This is a genomic window from Azospirillum sp. A23 (assembly GCF_042938965.1).
GTDB lineage: Bacteria > Pseudomonadota > Alphaproteobacteria > Azospirillales > Azospirillaceae > Azospirillum > Azospirillum melinis.
Window position 1 is genome coordinate 368258 of the sequence record NZ_CP170666.1, and the last position, 15368, is coordinate 383625.

A 15368-nucleotide genomic window follows, 5' to 3' on the forward strand; every position below is an offset into this window, starting at 1 on the left:
GGCGGGGATGGCTGCTCCGCCCGCACTGGGGCAATGTTCAGGTGGCGGCGGCCAGCATTGTGGACGGCACATCAGATGCCAGCATCGATGCCCCCCGTCCGGTGGTGGTCAGCGGCGTGATCGAGCGCCCTTCGCGATAGCCGAACGCCACGTAATGAGCAGTTGCCGCCGTCTCGCTGCCACCCAGCGTACGCTGTAGATCGGGGTTTCGCGCCAGATAAGCCGTGGCGTTGAAGGCCGTGGCCCGTCCCTCCAGCCGTCCGCTTGTGGCATAATGCAGGGCCGCGGCTGCGGTGTTTCCGCCGAAAGCGCGGATCAGGTCCGGGTTCGCCGCGATATAGCTCATCGCGTTGAAGGACGAGCTTCGTCCTTCGAGCCACCCGGTGATGATGTAATGCCGGGTGGCGGCAACGGTGTTCGTCCCGAAGGCCGCAGCGAGATCCCGGTTCGCCGCCAGATACCCGACCGCGTCAAAGCTGGTGGAACGGCCTTCGGTATAGCCGCTCTGGACATAATGGTTGAACGCCGCCGCCTCGTCTGTGCCGAGTGCGGCCGCAAGGTCGCGGTTGCTTGCCAGATAGCCCAGGGCATCGAAGCCCGTGGCGCTTGTAGGCGCCACCGTCCGGTCGTAGAAGCGAATGTAATCTACGTTCGTCAGCAAATCCGTGCCATTGCTGCGGTCGAGAACGGCGAGTTGCCCATTGAAGGCGATGAGCTTGTCAGGAGTGTAATACTGGTTGCTGATGACGATGTCCGTGCCATCGCCGCCGTCGATGATGTCGAACCCATTCCCACCGTTGATGGTGTCGTTACCGCCGCCACCGGCGATATAGTCGTTGCCCGAATAACCATAGAGGGTGTCGGATTGGGCCGAGCCGAAGATCTGGTCGTTGCCCGACAATATCGTCGATGAAGTCAGAGCGTTTGCAAGGCCATAGACGCTGGAAAAGCTCAGATTGGCATTGCTGAACGAGACCATGAGTGTGCCGTTCGGCTGAGTCGCCGTCAGGGACGTTATTCTGCCCGAAGCACTGTAGTCGGTGATGTTCAGAACTCCGCCGATGGAGACGTCCATAACCGGCGCGCTGTTCAGCGTGTAGCGGAAAGATATTTGTGAAGGACTTTGGGAAACAAGGTAGTAGTTATCATAGTTAATTCCGGCGATATCCCCGCTTTCTGACAAGTTGATGGCAACATTACCGATAACAATGCTCATCTTGAATCCCTTTTTGAATTTCTAAATTCGAACTCTGACCAGAACCTTTCGCCCTGTTCAGTGTTCATTATTTCACAAGGCGAGAGTATGATTATTTGGGAATCGAACTGAATTTACGATGGGGCTGCTTGGCGACATCACTCTCCTTCCGTTCTCGACATGGCTTTAAGAATGCTGCGCGCCGAATACACCTCAAGTATAAACTTCATTGTTTTAAAATTCTAGGGTTGAAGAGCGCTTTGTATTCATATGCTGCAATGTGTAATGAAGTCTTCATTGCTACCGTCCGAGCAGCCGGTCCACCCGCCGCAGCGCCGGGAACATCGCCGCCCACAATCCGGCGAGCCCGACTGCGCCGACGCCGCCCAGCACAACCGCCGGCACCGCACCGATCAGTGCCGCGACACTGCCGGATTCGAACTCGCCCAACTGGTTGGACGCGCCGATGAACAGAGAGGTGACGGCGCCGACCCGGCCGCGCATCTCGTCGGGGGTGGACAACTGGACCAGCGTCTGGCGGACGAACATGCTGACCTGATCGGTGGCGCCTACCGCCAGCAGGGCGATGAAGGACAGCACCGGATCGGCCGACAGACCGAAGGCTATGGTCGCGACGCCGAACCCGGCCACCGCGATCAGCATCCAACGCCCGGCATGGCGCTTCACGCCGCAGCGGGTGATGACCATCGCCATGGCGAGCGCCCCCAGCGCCGGCGCCGAGCGCAGCAGGCCGAGCCCCCACGGTCCGACATGCAGCACGTCGCGCGCATAGATCGGCAGCAGCGCCGTCGCCCCGCCCAGCAGCACCGCGAACAGATCGAGCGAGATGGCGCCCAGAATCTCCGGCCGGCTGCGGATGAAGGCGGCGCCGGCCAGCATGCTGGTCAGGCTCATGGCACGCTTGGTCATGGTGACGGGGCGCGGCCGGCAGGCGGCGATCAGCAGGACCGACAGCAGCAGCATCGCCGTGCTGACGCCATAGACCGCCGCCGGACCGGCGATGTAGAGCAGTCCGCCCAGCGCCGGACCGGAGATCTGCGCCACCTGCACGCCCGACGACTGCCAGGCGACGGCGTTGGGCAAATCCTCCACCGGGACGGTCGCGGACAGGATCGCCTGGTTGGCCGGACCCTCGAAGGATTTGGCGAGGCCGATCAGCGCCACCACGGCGAAGATGGCGTGGGGCGACAGGGCGTCGGCCATGGTCAGCAGGAACAGGGCGGCGACCGCGATCATCTCGACCGACAGGGCGCCGAACAGGACCGTCTTGCGGTCGTTGTTGTCGACCACATGGCCGGCCACCAGAACCAGCGCCAGCGAGGGCAGGAACTGGAACAGACCGACCAGCCCGAGGTCGAGCGGGTCGCCGGTCATGGCATAGACCTGCCAGCCGACCGCCACCACCTGCATCTGGATCGCCAGCATCGAACAGACCCGCGCGCTCCAGAACAGGGCGAACGCGCGGTGACGGAAGGCCGACCGGAAACTATCCCCGGCCGCAGGGGCGCTGGTCATTCAAACTGGCTCCAGAAGTGTGGCGAGCCCCAGCCCGCCGCCGATGCCGAGCGTGGCGAGGCCCCGGCGGGGCGCACGGCCCGCAGCCGGGAACAGCATTTCGGTAAACAGGCGCGTCACCAGGATCGCCCCGGATGCGCCATAGGGATGGCCGAGTGCCAGGGCGCCGCCGCCGACCGACACGCGCGATTGGTCGATGCCAAGCGCATCGAGGCTTGCCAGCACCTGGGCGGCGAAGGCCTCGTTGAATTCGACGAGATCGATGTCGGCGATTGTAAGGCCGGGATTGCGGGCCAGCAGCTTTCCCACCGCCGGTATCGGGCCGGTGCCGAGCAGCTTGGGATCCACGCCCGCCGCGGTGCTGTCGACCACCGCCAGCCCATGGCGGAGGCCGAGCGCGCGGAACTTCCGCTCGGACACCACCGCCACCACGGCGGCGCCGTCATTGACCGGGCAGGCGTTGCCCGCGGTGACCGTGCCATCGGGCCGGAGGATGGGCCGCAGCGCCGCCAGCTTTTCGAGGCTGGTATCGGCGCGCGGGCAGTCATCGAGGGCGACGAAGCGGCCGTCACGGAGACCCAGCGGAACGATCTCGCGGTCGAAGCGACCGGCGGCCTGCGCGGCCACGGCCTTGCGGTGGCTGTCCAGCGCGTAACGGTCCTGGCGGGCGCGGTCGATGCCGTAGGCCGTGGCGACAGTCTCCGCCGCCTCGATCATCGACGGGTCGCCGACCTCGTCGGGGGCGAAGCGGGCGCGGTCGTAGAAGGTCGGGCTGCGGTAGAGGCTGGACGGCTTGGCGACGCGCCACGGGGCAGTGCTGGTGCTCTCCACACCGCCGGCCAGGACGACGTCGCAGGCGCCGGACTGTACCAGCCGGGCGGCGAGGTTGACCGCCTCCAGCCCCGATCCGCACTGCCGGTCCACCGTGACGCCGGGCACCAATACCGGCAGCCCGGCCGCCAGAGCCGACAGCCGTGCGACATTGCCGCCGGGACCGACCGCATTGCCCAGCACAACCTCATCCACCTCCGCGGGATCGAGGCCGGCGTCGGCCAGCACGGCACGGATGACCGGGGCGGCCAGATCCTCGACGGGAAGCTCGCGCAAGCTGCCGCCGATGCGGCCGACCGGGGTTCGCCGGGCGGCAACGATGATGGGGTGGCTGGTCATGCCACCACCTCCAGCTCGCCCGCATTCGCCCGCTCGCGCACATCGGCGCGGGCGATCTTGCCGCTGCCGGTCAGGGGTAAGTCGGACGCGGCGAAGATCCGCCGCGGCGCCTTGTAGCCCTCCAGCCGGTCCTGGCACCAGCCGCGCAGGTCGGTGAGCGAGGAGCGCGCGCTCCCGCGCCACCACACGACGGCGGACAAGACGTCGCCCCAATAGGGGTCGGGCAGGCCGAACACCACCGCCTCCGCCACCGCGGGATGGGCGCGCAAAGCCGCCTCAACCTCCGCCGGGTAGACGTTCAGGCCGCCGGTGATCACCATGTCGCCGGCCCGCCCGACCAGCCGCAGCCAGCCCCCGCCGTCGATCCAGCCGTAATCGCCGACCGTGCCCCAGCCGTCCCGCTCGCGGTAGCCGGCGCCGTCGGTGACACCAAGGTAGCCGTCGCTCAGCATGCCGCTGCGCACCCAGACGGTGCCGGGTCGGCCGCGCTCCACCGGATGGCCGTCATCGTCGCGCAGGCTCAGCTCCACCCCATGGAAGGGTCGGCCGACGCTGTCGGCGGGGGCTCCTTCGCGGGACGCGCGCAGGCTGACGAAACTCAGCTCGGATGCGCCGTAATATTCCAGCACGGCGGCGTCGGGGCAGAGGGCGGCCAGCCGTTCGTGCACCGCGGGCGACAGCTTGGCGCCGGAACAGACCACCCGGCGAAGGGCGGGGAAGCGTCGGCCGTCGCGCTCGGCAGCGTCGAGGATGCCGACCAGCATCGTCGGCACCAGCACCAGCGTGGTGATGCCGCGCTCCGCCAACTGCGCCGCCGCGTCGGTTCCGTCGAATTTTAGCTGCACCCGCACCGTGGCGCTGGCCGAAAGCCCCTCCACCGCGCCGTAGAGGCCCAGGCCATGGACCAGCGGACCCGGCACGAGAATGACGTCCTCGGCGCCGATGCCGAACTCCACCCGGCTCGCCTCCAGCGTCGCCAGCCAGGAGCCCTGGTTGCGGATGAAGGCCTTGGGCCGGCCGGTGGTGCCCGAGGTGAAGCCGACCAGGAACGGCGTTTTCGGATCGACGGCGGGAATGGTCCAGCCTGCCGGCTGCGCTGCGATCCAGGTGGCGGCAGTCCCGGCCGTCAGATGCAGATCGGGGCGGAAGGTCTCGATGGCGGCGGCGGTCTGCGCGGCGCTCCATTTCGGGTCGAGCAGACCGACGATGCCGCCGGCTGCGACGATGCCGAAGAACAGCGCCAGCAGTTCCGGCCGGTTGCCCAGGCTGAGCGCCACGCGCGGCGGTGCTCCATCCCGGCGCAGGGCAGCCACACCGGCACCGGCCCGCCGCACCTGCTCCAGCAGCGCGCCATAGGCCAGCGTCTCGTCGCCGAGGATCAGCGCCGGACGGTCGTGTACCCGTTCGGCGGCCAGCGCAAAGGGGCGGACGAGGTTGTCCGCCCCCAAATAGCTGCCGGTCGGCAAGGGCTGCTCCGGAACCATTCCCTTTGGCACCATTCTCTCAGGCGCCATTCTCTCAGGCATGGATCGGCAGGATGCCGGCGCGGCGGACGCCCGAGGCGGCGACGGCGGCGATGCCGGCCTTGATCAGGTCGCCCGGCACGAAGGCCAGCGATCCGAACACGGCCTTGTCGATCGGCAGGCCGGCGACCAGCCACAGCCAGGGGATGCCGCCGGCATAGACGACCAGGATGCCGCCAAACACGCTGACTGCGAACAGGCGGATCGGGTTGGCGGTGGTGGCGAAACGCTCGGCCAGCCAGCCGGTGACGAAGGCACCGACCGGCCAGGACAGAACGAAGCCGCCGGTCGGCCCCATCAGGACACCGATGCCGCCGCGACCTCCGGCCAGCAGGGGCAGGCCGGCCGCGACCAGCAGCACGAACAGCAATGCCGCGATGCCACCGCGTTTGGCGCCCAGGATGGTACCGGCCAGCATGACGCCCAGCGTCTGCGCGGTGACCGGCACCGGCAGGAAACCGAGAGGGATCGGCGGCGCCATGCCGAGTCCGCCCAGCAGGGCGGCGAACAGGGCGCAGAGTACGAGGTCGCGGGTGGACAACATGGCGAACGCTTCCTTCGGCTGGTGACGTTATCGTTGAGTATCGTTTTTGGCTTTGGTGTCGTTCGTACCGGCATCCGCCGGGTCATAACCGCGCGCTTCCAGTGCGGCGGTCAGATCATCGGCCATGGTGAGGATCTTGACCAGCAGCGGAACGAACAGGGCGGCTATGTTGCGCTCCACGCCGCGGGCGCGCTGGGCCATCCGCACCTCGCGCACCTGTTCGCCCAGCAGCGGGATGAAGCGGATGGTCAGGGCCAGCATCAGCGCCATCTTCGCCGGGTTGACCCCGACCGGGCGCAGCAGGCCGAACAGCCGCTCGAACAGATCGACCATGTCCATGACGCGGGTGGTCAGCGTGACCAGGGTCGCCAGCAGGATCAGGGCGGCGAAGCGGGCGACGGCGACCGCCGTCTCCTCCCACCCACCGCCGGCCAGCAGCGCCTGGAAGCCGAACAGCAGGGTCAGCATCAGCACCGGCGCCCGCAGCTCCATCAGCACCCGCCTGGCCGGCAGCCTTGCCGCCACCAGAACCGCGGCACCGATCGATCCGGCGGCCAGCGCTCCCCAGCCACCGGGCAGGGCGAGCACCAGAATGGTCAACAGCAGCAGGCCGCCCAGCTTCGTCCCTGCCGGCAGGCGGTGAACGACCGACTCCCGATGCAGGTAGAGGCCCAGCATCAGCCGAGCCGCTCGATGTAGGCCGGCACGGTCTCCGCCGGCGGGCCGTCGGCGACGACGCGGCCATCCTCCAGCACCAGCGCCCGGTCGAAATCCTTCACCATGTCGAGGTCGTGGGTGACGACGATCACCGTCTGCGGCAGGCCGCGCAGCAGGTCGATCACTTTGCGGCGGTTGCGCAGGTCGAGGAGCGTGGTCGGCTCGTCGAAGATCACGTAGGCTGGTTCCAGAACCAGCACCCCGGCGATGGCGAGCAGCTGTTTTTCACCGCCGCTCATCCGGTGGGCCGGCTGGTGCCGGTAGCGGTCTAGGTTATAGCGCTCCAGCGCCCCGGCGACGCGACGGGCGATCTCGTCCTTCGGCAGCTTGCGCGCCTTCAGCCCGAAGGCGAGGTCCTCTTCAACTGTCGGGTAGACGATCTGGGTATCGGGATTCTGGAAGACGAAACCGATCCGCTGGCGCACAGCCCGGCCGTCGCTGCGGGTATCCAGACCATCGACCGTGACGGTGCCGGCGGCCGGCACGATCAGCCCGTTCAACAGGCGGGCTAGGGTGCTCTTGCCCGAGCCGTTGCCGCCGAGAATGGCAATGCGCCGCTCGGCCAGCCGCAGCGACAGGTCGTGCAGCACGGGGCGGTCGCCATAGGCGTGGGTGACGGACCGGAGTTCGATCATCGACGGAGCCAGGGCTTTCGCGTTGCAGTTCTGTTGCGCGTGCGAAAGGTTCTTAGCGGGTTTGCGGGCTGGGTTCCAGGGGGAGCGTGGCTGTGGCAGAGGAGACTTGAAAGATGTCCATATTTCTGTACATAGTGCGATCGGCAGAAGCCTCGATGAAAATTGAAGTGCTGCGCGGCCTTACGGATTTGGTAGGCGCTTTAAAATGGGTCACATCAGCTACACCGATCTTAGAAACAACCTTGCCAGCGTGATGGACGAGGTCTGCGACAGCCGTGCACCATTGACCGTCACCCGACAAAAGGGGCGTTCGGTGGTGATGATTTCCGAAGAGGAGTTCGAAGGACTGATGGAGACGCTCCATCTCCTGAAAAGCCCCAAGAATGCGGAACGGCTGCTCAAGGGTATCGTCCAACTCGATGCTGGAAAAGGCGTCGAGCGGGATATTCTGAATGAAGAAAGTTTGGACTGACGGCGCCTGGGAGGATTATTTATACTGGCAGAAGAATGATCGAGCCTTATTAAAGAAGATTAACGATCTGATCCGCGATACCGAGCGCAATCCATTTTCAGGATTGGGCAAGCCTGAACCTCTCAAGGAAGGACTTGCCGGCTGGTGGTCGCGCCGAATCACCGGCGAGCATCGGCTGGTCTATCGGGTGACCGGGAGCGGCGAGGCTCAGTCGCTTGAAATACTGGCCTGCCGGTATCATTACTGAGCCGCCACGAAGGCCGCCCCAATTTGGGCGGCCTTTCTTCATCAGCGAACGGCGATCAGAAGCTATTGCGCTCGTGATAGGTCTGCAAGAACTGTTGCACCCGCGGTTCCGTCGATTCGTGAAAGACCTCGCGCGGGGTTCCGAAGGCGGCGATGCGGCCGCGGTCGAGGAAGGCGACCTTGTCGGCGACATTGGCGGCGAAGCCCATCTCATGGGTCACCACCACCATGGTCATACCGTCGGCCGCCAGATCGCGCATCACCTGCAACACCTCGCCCACCAGTTCGGGGTCGAGCGCCGAGGTCGGTTCGTCGAACAGCATCAGGTGGGGTTCCATCGCGATGACGCGGGCGATGGCGACGCGCTGCTGCTGGCCGCCGGACAGGCGGGCAGGATAGCTGTCGGCTTTGGCGGAGAGGCCCACCCGGTCCAGCATCCGGCGGGCATGGGCGGTGGCGGCGGCCTTGTCCATGCCGCGGACCTGCACCAGCGCCTCTGCCACATTCTCCAGCGCGGTCATGTGGGGCCACAGGTTGAACTGCTGGAACACCATGCCGACGTTGCGGCGCAGATCGCGCAGGTCGCGGTTGGACAGGCGGCGGCGCGGCATGTCCTCGCTATAGCCGACCAGCTTGCCTTCGATGCGGATCTCGCCGCGGTCGTAGACCTCCAGGAAGTTGATGCAGCGCAGGAGCGTGCTCTTACCCGATCCGCTGGGGCCGATCAGGCAGACGACCTCCGACTTGTTGACGGTCAGGTCGATGTCGCGCAGCACCTCGTTGGTGCCGAAGCTCTTGCCGACGCCGCGGATGGAGACCATTGGCACGGTATCGCCCTGGACCACAGTGCGCGATGGGGTGGCGGTTTGGGAAACGGCGGTCATCACGCCCTCGCGGTTGCAGTCTCGGACGACCCTTGCGGCGAGGCGTGGGTCAGGAAACGGGTGACGCGCGCCTCCAGCCGGCGGCCCAGGCGCGACACCACCTCCACCAGCAGCCAGTAGAACAGCGCCATCCCCAGGATGGTCTCGAAGGTGGCGAAGGTCTCCGCCGCCATCGTCTGCATTTCGTACATCAACTCCGGCACGGTGATGATCGACAGCACCACCGTCTCCTTGGTCAGGATCGCCATCATGTTGACGATGGCCGGGATGGTCGACACCAGCATCGCCGGCACGATCACCCGGCGCAGGATGGCACCGTAGGACATGCCGAGGCTGAGCGCCGCCTCCACCTGCCCCTTCGGCACCGCCTGATAGCCGGCGCGGAAGATCTCGGCGAAATAGGCGCTGCCATAGATGCCGAGGCCGAGGATGCCGGCGGTCGTCGCCTCCAGCCGCAGGCCGATGGCCGGGCCGCCGCTGTAGAGCAGGAACAGCTGGATCAGGAAGGGCGTGCCGCGGATCACCTCGATATAGGCGCGGATGATCCAGCGCAGCGGCTTCACCGGCAATTGCCGCAGCAGCATGAGCGCGAAGCCCAGCACCATGCCGATCAGGCAGCCGGCACCCCAGCACAGGATGGTGACGCCGAAGCCGCGCAGCAGCGCCGGGCCGTACTGGACGAGAAGGGAAAGGTCCAACATCGGGTCAGGCCTGTTGCAGGCGGCGTTCGACCAGCGTGCCGAACAGGGCCAGCGCGCCGTTGATCGCCAGATAGATGAGGCCGGCCGCCAGATAAATCTCGAGCGGGCGGTAGTTGCTGGCCGAGATGGTCTGGCTGGTCCGCGTCAGCTCCGCCACCCCGACGACGGAGATCAGCGAGGATGCCTTCAGCAGCAGGATCAGCTCGTTGACCAGTGCAGGGACCGAGATGCGGAAAGCCTGCGGCAGCAGGATGCGCGTCCAGATCGACGATCCGGGGAAACCCAGCGCCAGCGCCGCCTCCGACTGGCCGTGCGGGACGGCATTCAGCGCGCCGCGGTAGATCTCCGACACATAGGCGCCGGACGCGAGGCCGAGCGCCGCGATGGAGGCGACCAGCGGCGGCACGTCGATGCCGATCAGCGGCAGCATGTAGTAGATCAGCAGAAGCTGGATCAGCAGCGGAACACCGCGGAAGAAGCTGACATAGACACCGCCGGCCATGTCGGCAGCCCGGCCACCGGACTGGCGCGCCACGCAGACGACAACGCCGATCACCTGCCCCAGCAGCACGCCGAGCAGAGAGACCCAGATGGTCGTGACGGCCGCTCCCAGCAGATAGGGAAAGGCGTCGATGATGACGCTGAACTTCATCGTGTGGGCCTTGGTCGGGCGATCCTGTCCCTCTCCCGCCCGAAAGGCGGGAGAGGGAAGGTCATGCGTTCCTTAGAGCTGCGGTTCCGGAACGGTAGTCGGCAGCTCCTGCGAGACGCCGAACCACTTCTTCTGGATGGCGGCCATGCGGCCGTCCTTCTGGATCTTGACCAGGGCGGCGTTGACCGCCTCGATCAGGCTCTTGTCGTCGTCGCTGGGACGGCCGACCCACGAGAAGTAGGAGGGCTTGCCGAAGGGCGGCAAGACGACGGCGAAGGTCTCCTTGCGCTGGGCGGCGGCGAAGTTCAGGTTCGGCAGCGAGTTGACCGAGGCGTCGACGCGGCCGGCGGCCAGATCGGCGTAGGACTGGTTGCTGTCGACATATTCGCGCACGTCCGGCGGGGTCGGCAGCGTCTGGCCGAATTCCTTCACCTGGGCCAGCTGCGAGGTGCCCTTGCCGCCGCCGACCTTCTTGCCGGCGATGTCCTCCGGCTTGTTGATGGTCTTGTCGTCGGCGCGCTTCATCAGGGCGGCGGTCGCCTCGGAAATCGGAACGGTGAAGGAGTAGCGCTTCATACGCTCCTTCGTGATGGTGACCGGGGCGATGACCAGATCGAACTTCTTGGCTTCCAGGCCCGGCAGCACGCTGGTCCAGGGCAGGTCCATGTACTTGGCCTTGACGCCCAGCTCCTTCGCCACTTCGTCGAACAGATCCTTGTCGACGCCCTTGTATTCGTTGTTTTCAAGGAAATCGAAGGGCGGGAACTGCATCTCGGTGGCGACGGTGAAGACGCCCGCCTTTTTCACGTCGGCCAGCGTGTCGGCCATCGCGGTCCCGGCAGCGGCACCGGCGACCAGCAGGGTGGCGCCCAGCAGCGCCGTCTTGAGCATCGTCCGAACCATAGCCTTGCTCTCCATCATGAACACACCCCTGTTGCGGCCGGCGCCTGTCGCCGGTCCTTTTGTGTTTACAAATTCAACTCGGTCGCGCTGTCGGTGATCGACGATCCGCTGAGGCTGAAGCGGTCGCCGACCGAGAGGAAATGAACCAGCGTCACCGGTCGGCTGAGATGCATGGTCTGCCGCCGGATCGACAGGCAGGCCGCGCCCGCCTCCACCCCCAGCAAGGCAGCCATCTCCGCCGTCGCGTTGACCGCGCGCACGGTGTGGTCGGCCGATGACCAGGGAACCCGGTCGACCAGCCATCGGCTGGGTGCCACGACATCGAAGGATTCGTCAACCACCTCCGGCACGACGTCGAGATTGACCAGCCGGCGTTCGTGCTGGATCGGCGTGCCGTCGCTGAAATGCAGGCATTCCAGCGTCAGGATCGGCGTTCCGTCGGGCAGGTCGGGCCAGCGGATGCCCTCGCCGTTGCGAAAAATCTTGCGGTCGCGGATGCGGAATTCGTAGACACGCCCATCCCGCGCCACCACGTCGCCGATGTCCTCGATGGGCAGGGCGAAGCGGTCGCGGCGACCGGTGGCGACGAAGGTGCCGGCACGGCGACGGCGGACCAGGAAGCCCTCCCGCGCCAGCAGGGCGATGGCCTTGTGTACGGTCTGGCGGGAGACGCCGTAGAGGCTGGACAGTTCCGCCTCGTTGGGAAGGCGCTGGCCCGCCTGCCAGCGTCCGCGCAGGATCTGGCCGGCGACGGCGCGCTTGATCTGGTCGAACAGGGGGCCGCGGCCGTCGAGGGTGCTGTCCTTCGGGACGCTGTCCGGAGCGAGGCCGGTCTGCGCCGGGCCGGCTTGCAACGGATGTTCCGGCGGGGACGCCGGTCCGTTACCGCGGTTCTGTCCGGTCAGGCCTTGCCGTACCAACCCCTGCACCCCGCTCTCCGCGCCGCGTTGCGATGTGACGTTTCGGCGATAATGTATGTACATAATCTTTCGGTCAATCGCGAATTCCCGAACGTGACACAGGCCATGTTGCAATGCGGCGGAATTCCGCCTATCCGCTTCGCGGGGGCTTGCGCCAACGCTGATAAAAGCCAATTGGAGAGCGGGTTTCGTCGGCTGGAAGGTTTGCGTGCGTGCATGTCGGTTGGAACGGGCAAGGAAGGGTTGAGGGTGCCGGCGGTGGAGAGTCGTGACGATCTCGTCGCCTGCCCCGACTGCGGCCGCCTGCACCGCGTCCGCCTGCCGGCGCCGGGGCGCCGGGCCGAATGCACGCGCTGCGGCGCAGTTCTGTTCCGGAATGGGCGCGGCGGCGTCCGCCACGCGTTGCCAATGGCGGTCGCCAGCGCCCTGATGTTGCTGCTGATCGCCGCCAACCCGCTGATGGGCGTGAACATCCAGGGCAACGACCGGACCAGCCTCGTCACCACCGGGGTCGAGATTCTGGCCGACCAGGGCATGTGGCCCTTGTCGCTGCTGGTCGGCGCGCTGGTGCTTGCCGCCCCCTTCGCCCGCATCATGGCGGTGATCGCCGTGCTGCAACGGCTGCATGATGGGCGCCCTCCCGCCCAGGTGCGGGAGACGGCACGGCTGTTCGCCTGGGCCGAGAAGCTGCGGCCCTGGGCGATGCTGGACGTCTTCCTGCTCGGGCTGCTGGTCGGCTATTCGCGGCTGAAGGGCTTTGCCAACGCGGAATTCCTGGCCGGCGGGCTGGCGCTGGGCGGCTTCGTGCTGGCCGGCACGCTGATGGATCTGGCGCTCGACAGCCGCCGGGTCTGGCAGGCGATCGACCATGTGCCGCCCAGCGATGCGCCGGCGCCCAGGCGCTGGGTCGCTTGCACCGTCTGCCAGCGGGTCCATGGCTGCGACCATGGGCCGGCACCGGACCGCTGCACCCGCTGCCACAGCCGCCTGCACCCGCGCGAACCGAACAGCCTGGAGCGCACCGCGGCGCTGGTGTCCGCCGGTGCCGTGCTCTACATCCCGGCCAACCTGCTGCCGGTGATGACCGTCGTCAATTTCGGCCAGGGTGCCCCCAGCACGATCCTCAGCGGCGTGCATGAACTGGCGGAGGCCGGGTTGTGGCCGCTCGCCCTGCTGGTCTTCGTCGCCAGCGTCGCCGTGCCGGTGCTGAAGCTGGTGGGGCTCGGCTGGTTCCTCCTGGCCGCATGGCGGCGTTCGGCCGCGAGGTTGCATGCCCGGACGCGGCTGTACCGTATCATCGACGCCATCGGGCGCTGGTCCAACATCGACGTGTTCATGATCGCCATCCTCACGGCGCTGGTGCAGTTCGGCGCCGTCGCCTCCGTCCGCGCCGATCCCGGCGCCATCGCCTTCGCCGGCGTGGTCGTGCTGACCATGATCGCAAGCCACATCTTCGACCCGCGGGTGATGTGGGACCGTGCGGAAGAGGGCGCGCCCGATGCGACGCAGAACGAACAGGCTGGAATGACGCGGCATGGCTGACGAGACCCGAGACAACGACCGGCCGGACACCCATTCGCCGGAAAGCCGCCCGTCTGCCGGCCACCCGCCTGCCGATCATCCGCCCGAGGTCGCGACACCGCCGCGCCGGCGGCTGTCACCCCTGTGGCTGCTGCCGCTGGTGGCGGCGCTGATCGCCGGCTGGCTCGGCTGGCGCTGGTTCGAGGAGCGCGGGCCGCAGATCGTCATCACCTTCCAGTCCGGCGACGGGCTGGAGGCCGGGCGGACCCGCATCAAGCACAAGAACGTCGATCTGGGCGTGATCGAATCGGTGCGGCTGTCCGATGACCTGTCGCAGGTGATCGCCACCGCGCGCATGGACCGCACCGCCGGCCGCCATCTGAAGGATGGCACCCGTTTCTGGATGGTGGCGCCGCGCCTCGGCCTCGGCGGGGTGTCGGGGCTCAGCACCGTGGTATCCGGCACCTATGTGGAGATGGAGCCCGGCGGCGGCGATGACCGGCGGGAGTTCGACGCGCTGGACGAGCCGCCGGTGGTCCGCGCCGACGTGCCGGGCCGCAGCTTCAACCTGAAGACCGAGCAACTGGGGTCGCTGGCCCAGGGCTCTCCCGTCTATTTCCGCGGCGTCCAGGTGGGCGAGGTGATGGGCTACAACCTGTCGCCGCAGGACCGCAGCGTGTCGGTGGCGATTTTCGTCCGTGCCCCCTATGAGGGCCTGGTGCATGAGGGAAGCCGCTTCTGGCGCTCGTCGGGCATCCAGTTCTCCGCCGGGGCCGACGGCATCAAGTTCCAGACGGAATCGCTGAAGTCGCTGGCGCTGGGCGGCGTGGTGCTGGAGACCCCGCCCGATCCGGAGGCCGGGGCACAGGCGCTGGATTGGGCCAGCTTCACGCTCTACGAGGATCAGGCGTCCGCCGCTGCGGCACGCGACCGGCTGCGCGTGCGCTACCGGCTGGAATTCCCCGGTTCGGTGCAAGGGTTGCAGGCCGGAGCACCGGTGCTGATGCGCGGCCTGACGGTGGGCCATGTCGCCGCCGTGCGGCTGGTGTATGACGAGGCCAAGGAGGAACTGCACATCCCCGTCGACATCGATTTCGAACCCGATCTGGTCGCCCGGACCTATGCCGTGATCGATGGCAAGCCGATGGACGAGGCGGCGGTGCGCAAGCTGGTCGCAATGCAGGTGCAGAAGGGGCTGCGGGCCCGGCTGGCCTCGGGCAACCTGATCACCGGGCAGAAGCTGGTGTCCTTCGACTACGCTCCCGGGGTGCCACCCTCGCCGGGGTCGGAGCGGTCGGAGTTGCCGACGGTGGCCTCCAGCGACCTCGATTCGATCATGGCCTCGGCCGGGGTGGTGATGGAGAAGATCTCCGCCCTGCCGCTGGACGCGCTGATCGCCGACCTGCGCGGCACCTTGCAGTCGGTGGGCGGGCTCGCCGGATCGCCGGACCTCGCGCGGTCGCTGGCCGCACTCGCCAAGGCGCTGGGCAGCGCCGATGCGCTGATGCGCGACGCCGACCGGCAACTGCCGCAACTGGTGAAGAGCCTGCGCGGGGTGGCGACCGCGGCGGAAGGCACGCTGAAGAACGCCAACGGGCTGCTCGGCGGTGGGAGCGGACAGGCGGACCTGCCGGGCGTGATGCGGCAGCTGAACGATGCCGCGCGGTCCTTCCGTGTGCTGGCCGACTATCTGGAACGTCACCCTGAAGCGCTGCTGCGGGGCAAGAAATAATGGGACGGGGAGCAGAG

The 15368-nt window shown here is 67.1% G+C and carries 16 protein-coding genes; 4 read left to right on the plus strand and 12 right to left on the minus strand.

Annotated features, from left to right (window positions below):
• Positions 1-37: 37 nt before the first annotated feature.
• The 7 genes from ABNQ40_RS10675 to ABNQ40_RS10705 form a co-directional block, all read right to left on the minus strand.
• Positions 38-1216 carry a hypothetical protein gene (locus tag ABNQ40_RS10675; protein ID WP_109048696.1) on the minus strand — a complete coding sequence of 393 codons (1179 nt, stop codon included), beginning with the start codon at positions 1214-1216 and terminating at the stop codon, positions 38-40.
• Between the two features lie 279 nt (positions 1217-1495).
• Positions 1496-2731 carry an MFS transporter gene (locus ABNQ40_RS10680; RefSeq protein ID WP_109048695.1) on the minus strand — a complete coding sequence of 412 codons (1236 nt, stop codon included), beginning with the start codon at positions 2729-2731 and terminating at the stop codon, positions 1496-1498.
• The gene (locus tag ABNQ40_RS10685; RefSeq protein WP_109048694.1) at positions 2732-3901 is read right to left on the minus strand and encodes a thiolase family protein; all 1170 of its coding nucleotides are present in this window, start codon (positions 3899-3901) and stop codon (positions 2732-2734) included. It abuts the gene before it with no gap.
• The gene (locus ABNQ40_RS10690) at positions 3898-5367 is read right to left on the minus strand and encodes a class I adenylate-forming enzyme family protein (RefSeq protein WP_247879656.1); all 1470 of its coding nucleotides are present in this window, start codon (positions 5365-5367) and stop codon (positions 3898-3900) included. Before ABNQ40_RS10690 ends, ABNQ40_RS10685 begins: the two co-directional genes overlap by 4 nt.
• Before the next feature lie 52 nt (positions 5368-5419).
• Positions 5420-5965, minus strand: a complete 546-nt coding sequence (locus ABNQ40_RS10695; protein ID WP_391347410.1) for a biotin transporter BioY — start codon at positions 5963-5965, stop codon at positions 5420-5422.
• 30 nt (positions 5966-5995) lie between these two features.
• Positions 5996-6646, minus strand: a complete 651-nt coding sequence (locus ABNQ40_RS10700) for an energy-coupling factor transporter transmembrane protein EcfT (RefSeq protein ID WP_109048691.1) — start codon at positions 6644-6646, stop codon at positions 5996-5998.
• Entirely contained in the window at positions 6646-7320 is a 675-nt protein-coding gene (locus ABNQ40_RS10705; RefSeq protein WP_109048690.1) for an energy-coupling factor ABC transporter ATP-binding protein, read from the minus strand. The genes ABNQ40_RS10700 and ABNQ40_RS10705 overlap by 1 nt, the downstream gene beginning before the upstream one ends.
• 205 nt (positions 7321-7525) lie before the next feature.
• Between ABNQ40_RS10705 and ABNQ40_RS10710 the strand changes: the two genes are divergently transcribed.
• Positions 7526-7792: a type II toxin-antitoxin system Phd/YefM family antitoxin gene (locus ABNQ40_RS10710; protein ID WP_109048689.1), complete on the plus strand. Its 267-nt coding sequence runs from the start codon at positions 7526-7528 to the stop codon at positions 7790-7792.
• A complete protein-coding gene (locus ABNQ40_RS10715; RefSeq protein WP_391346464.1) occupies positions 7773-8039 on the plus strand; it encodes a Txe/YoeB family addiction module toxin in 267 nt (88 codons plus the stop codon). The genes ABNQ40_RS10710 and ABNQ40_RS10715 overlap by 20 nt, the downstream gene beginning before the upstream one ends.
• A gap of 55 nt (positions 8040-8094) precedes the next feature.
• On the opposite strand, the gene ABNQ40_RS10720 is transcribed toward ABNQ40_RS10715, so the two are convergent.
• The 5 genes from ABNQ40_RS10720 to ABNQ40_RS10740 form a co-directional block, all read right to left on the minus strand.
• Positions 8095-8922, minus strand: a complete 828-nt coding sequence (locus ABNQ40_RS10720) for an amino acid ABC transporter ATP-binding protein (protein WP_109048687.1) — start codon at positions 8920-8922, stop codon at positions 8095-8097.
• Complete coding sequence (locus tag ABNQ40_RS10725) at positions 8922-9623, minus strand: amino acid ABC transporter permease (protein ID WP_109048686.1); 702 nt, start codon at positions 9621-9623, stop codon at positions 8922-8924. The genes ABNQ40_RS10720 and ABNQ40_RS10725 overlap by 1 nt, the downstream gene beginning before the upstream one ends.
• A gap of 4 nt (positions 9624-9627) precedes the next feature.
• Positions 9628-10275 carry an amino acid ABC transporter permease gene (locus ABNQ40_RS10730; protein WP_109048685.1) on the minus strand — a complete coding sequence of 216 codons (648 nt, stop codon included), beginning with the start codon at positions 10273-10275 and terminating at the stop codon, positions 9628-9630.
• Between the two features lie 72 nt (positions 10276-10347).
• Positions 10348-11178, minus strand: coding sequence for a transporter substrate-binding domain-containing protein (locus ABNQ40_RS10735; protein WP_247879655.1), 831 nt, complete (start codon positions 11176-11178; stop codon positions 10348-10350).
• Between the two features lie 65 nt (positions 11179-11243).
• Entirely contained in the window at positions 11244-12032 is a 789-nt protein-coding gene (locus tag ABNQ40_RS10740) for a GntR family transcriptional regulator (protein WP_247879654.1), read from the minus strand.
• Positions 12033-12314: 282 nt separating this feature from the next.
• Between ABNQ40_RS10740 and ABNQ40_RS10745 the strand changes: the two genes are divergently transcribed.
• Positions 12315-13640 (plus strand): paraquat-inducible protein A, encoded by a 1326-nt coding sequence (locus tag ABNQ40_RS10745; protein ID WP_247879653.1) that lies wholly within the window; start codon positions 12315-12317, stop codon positions 13638-13640.
• A complete protein-coding gene (locus ABNQ40_RS10750; RefSeq protein ID WP_109048683.1) occupies positions 13633-15351 on the plus strand; it encodes an intermembrane transport protein PqiB in 1719 nt (572 codons plus the stop codon). Before ABNQ40_RS10745 ends, ABNQ40_RS10750 begins: the two co-directional genes overlap by 8 nt.
• Positions 15352-15368: the final 17 nt, after the last annotated feature.

Excerpts from the sequence above, each read along its gene's own strand:
- ABNQ40_RS10675 (WP_109048696.1), bottom strand. The coding sequence starts at position 1,216 with ATGAGCATTGTTATCGGTAATGTTGCCATCAACTTGTCAGAAAGCGGG.
- ABNQ40_RS10680 (WP_109048695.1), bottom strand. The coding sequence starts at position 2,731 with ATGACCAGCGCCCCTGCGGCCGGGGATAGTTTCCGGTCGGCCTTCCGT.
- ABNQ40_RS10685 (WP_109048694.1), bottom strand. The coding sequence starts at position 3,901 with ATGACCAGCCACCCCATCATCGTTGCCGCCCGGCGAACCCCGGTCGGC.
- ABNQ40_RS10700 (WP_109048691.1), bottom strand. The coding sequence starts at position 6,646 with ATGCTGGGCCTCTACCTGCATCGGGAGTCGGTCGTTCACCGCCTGCCG.
- ABNQ40_RS10705 (WP_109048690.1), bottom strand. The coding sequence starts at position 7,320 with ATGATCGAACTCCGGTCCGTCACCCACGCCTATGGCGACCGCCCCGTG.
- ABNQ40_RS10710 (WP_109048689.1), top strand. The coding sequence starts at position 7,526 with ATGGGTCACATCAGCTACACCGATCTTAGAAACAACCTTGCCAGCGTG.
- ABNQ40_RS10715 (WP_391346464.1), top strand. The coding sequence starts at position 7,773 with ATGAAGAAAGTTTGGACTGACGGCGCCTGGGAGGATTATTTATACTGG.
- ABNQ40_RS10720 (WP_109048687.1), bottom strand. The coding sequence starts at position 8,922 with ATGACCGCCGTTTCCCAAACCGCCACCCCATCGCGCACTGTGGTCCAG.
- ABNQ40_RS10725 (WP_109048686.1), bottom strand. The coding sequence starts at position 9,623 with ATGTTGGACCTTTCCCTTCTCGTCCAGTACGGCCCGGCGCTGCTGCGC.
- ABNQ40_RS10730 (WP_109048685.1), bottom strand. The coding sequence starts at position 10,275 with ATGAAGTTCAGCGTCATCATCGACGCCTTTCCCTATCTGCTGGGAGCG.
- ABNQ40_RS10735 (WP_247879655.1), bottom strand. The coding sequence starts at position 11,178 with ATGGTTCGGACGATGCTCAAGACGGCGCTGCTGGGCGCCACCCTGCTG.
- ABNQ40_RS10745 (WP_247879653.1), top strand. The coding sequence starts at position 12,315 with ATGTCGGTTGGAACGGGCAAGGAAGGGTTGAGGGTGCCGGCGGTGGAG.
- ABNQ40_RS10750 (WP_109048683.1), top strand. The coding sequence starts at position 13,633 with ATGGCTGACGAGACCCGAGACAACGACCGGCCGGACACCCATTCGCCG.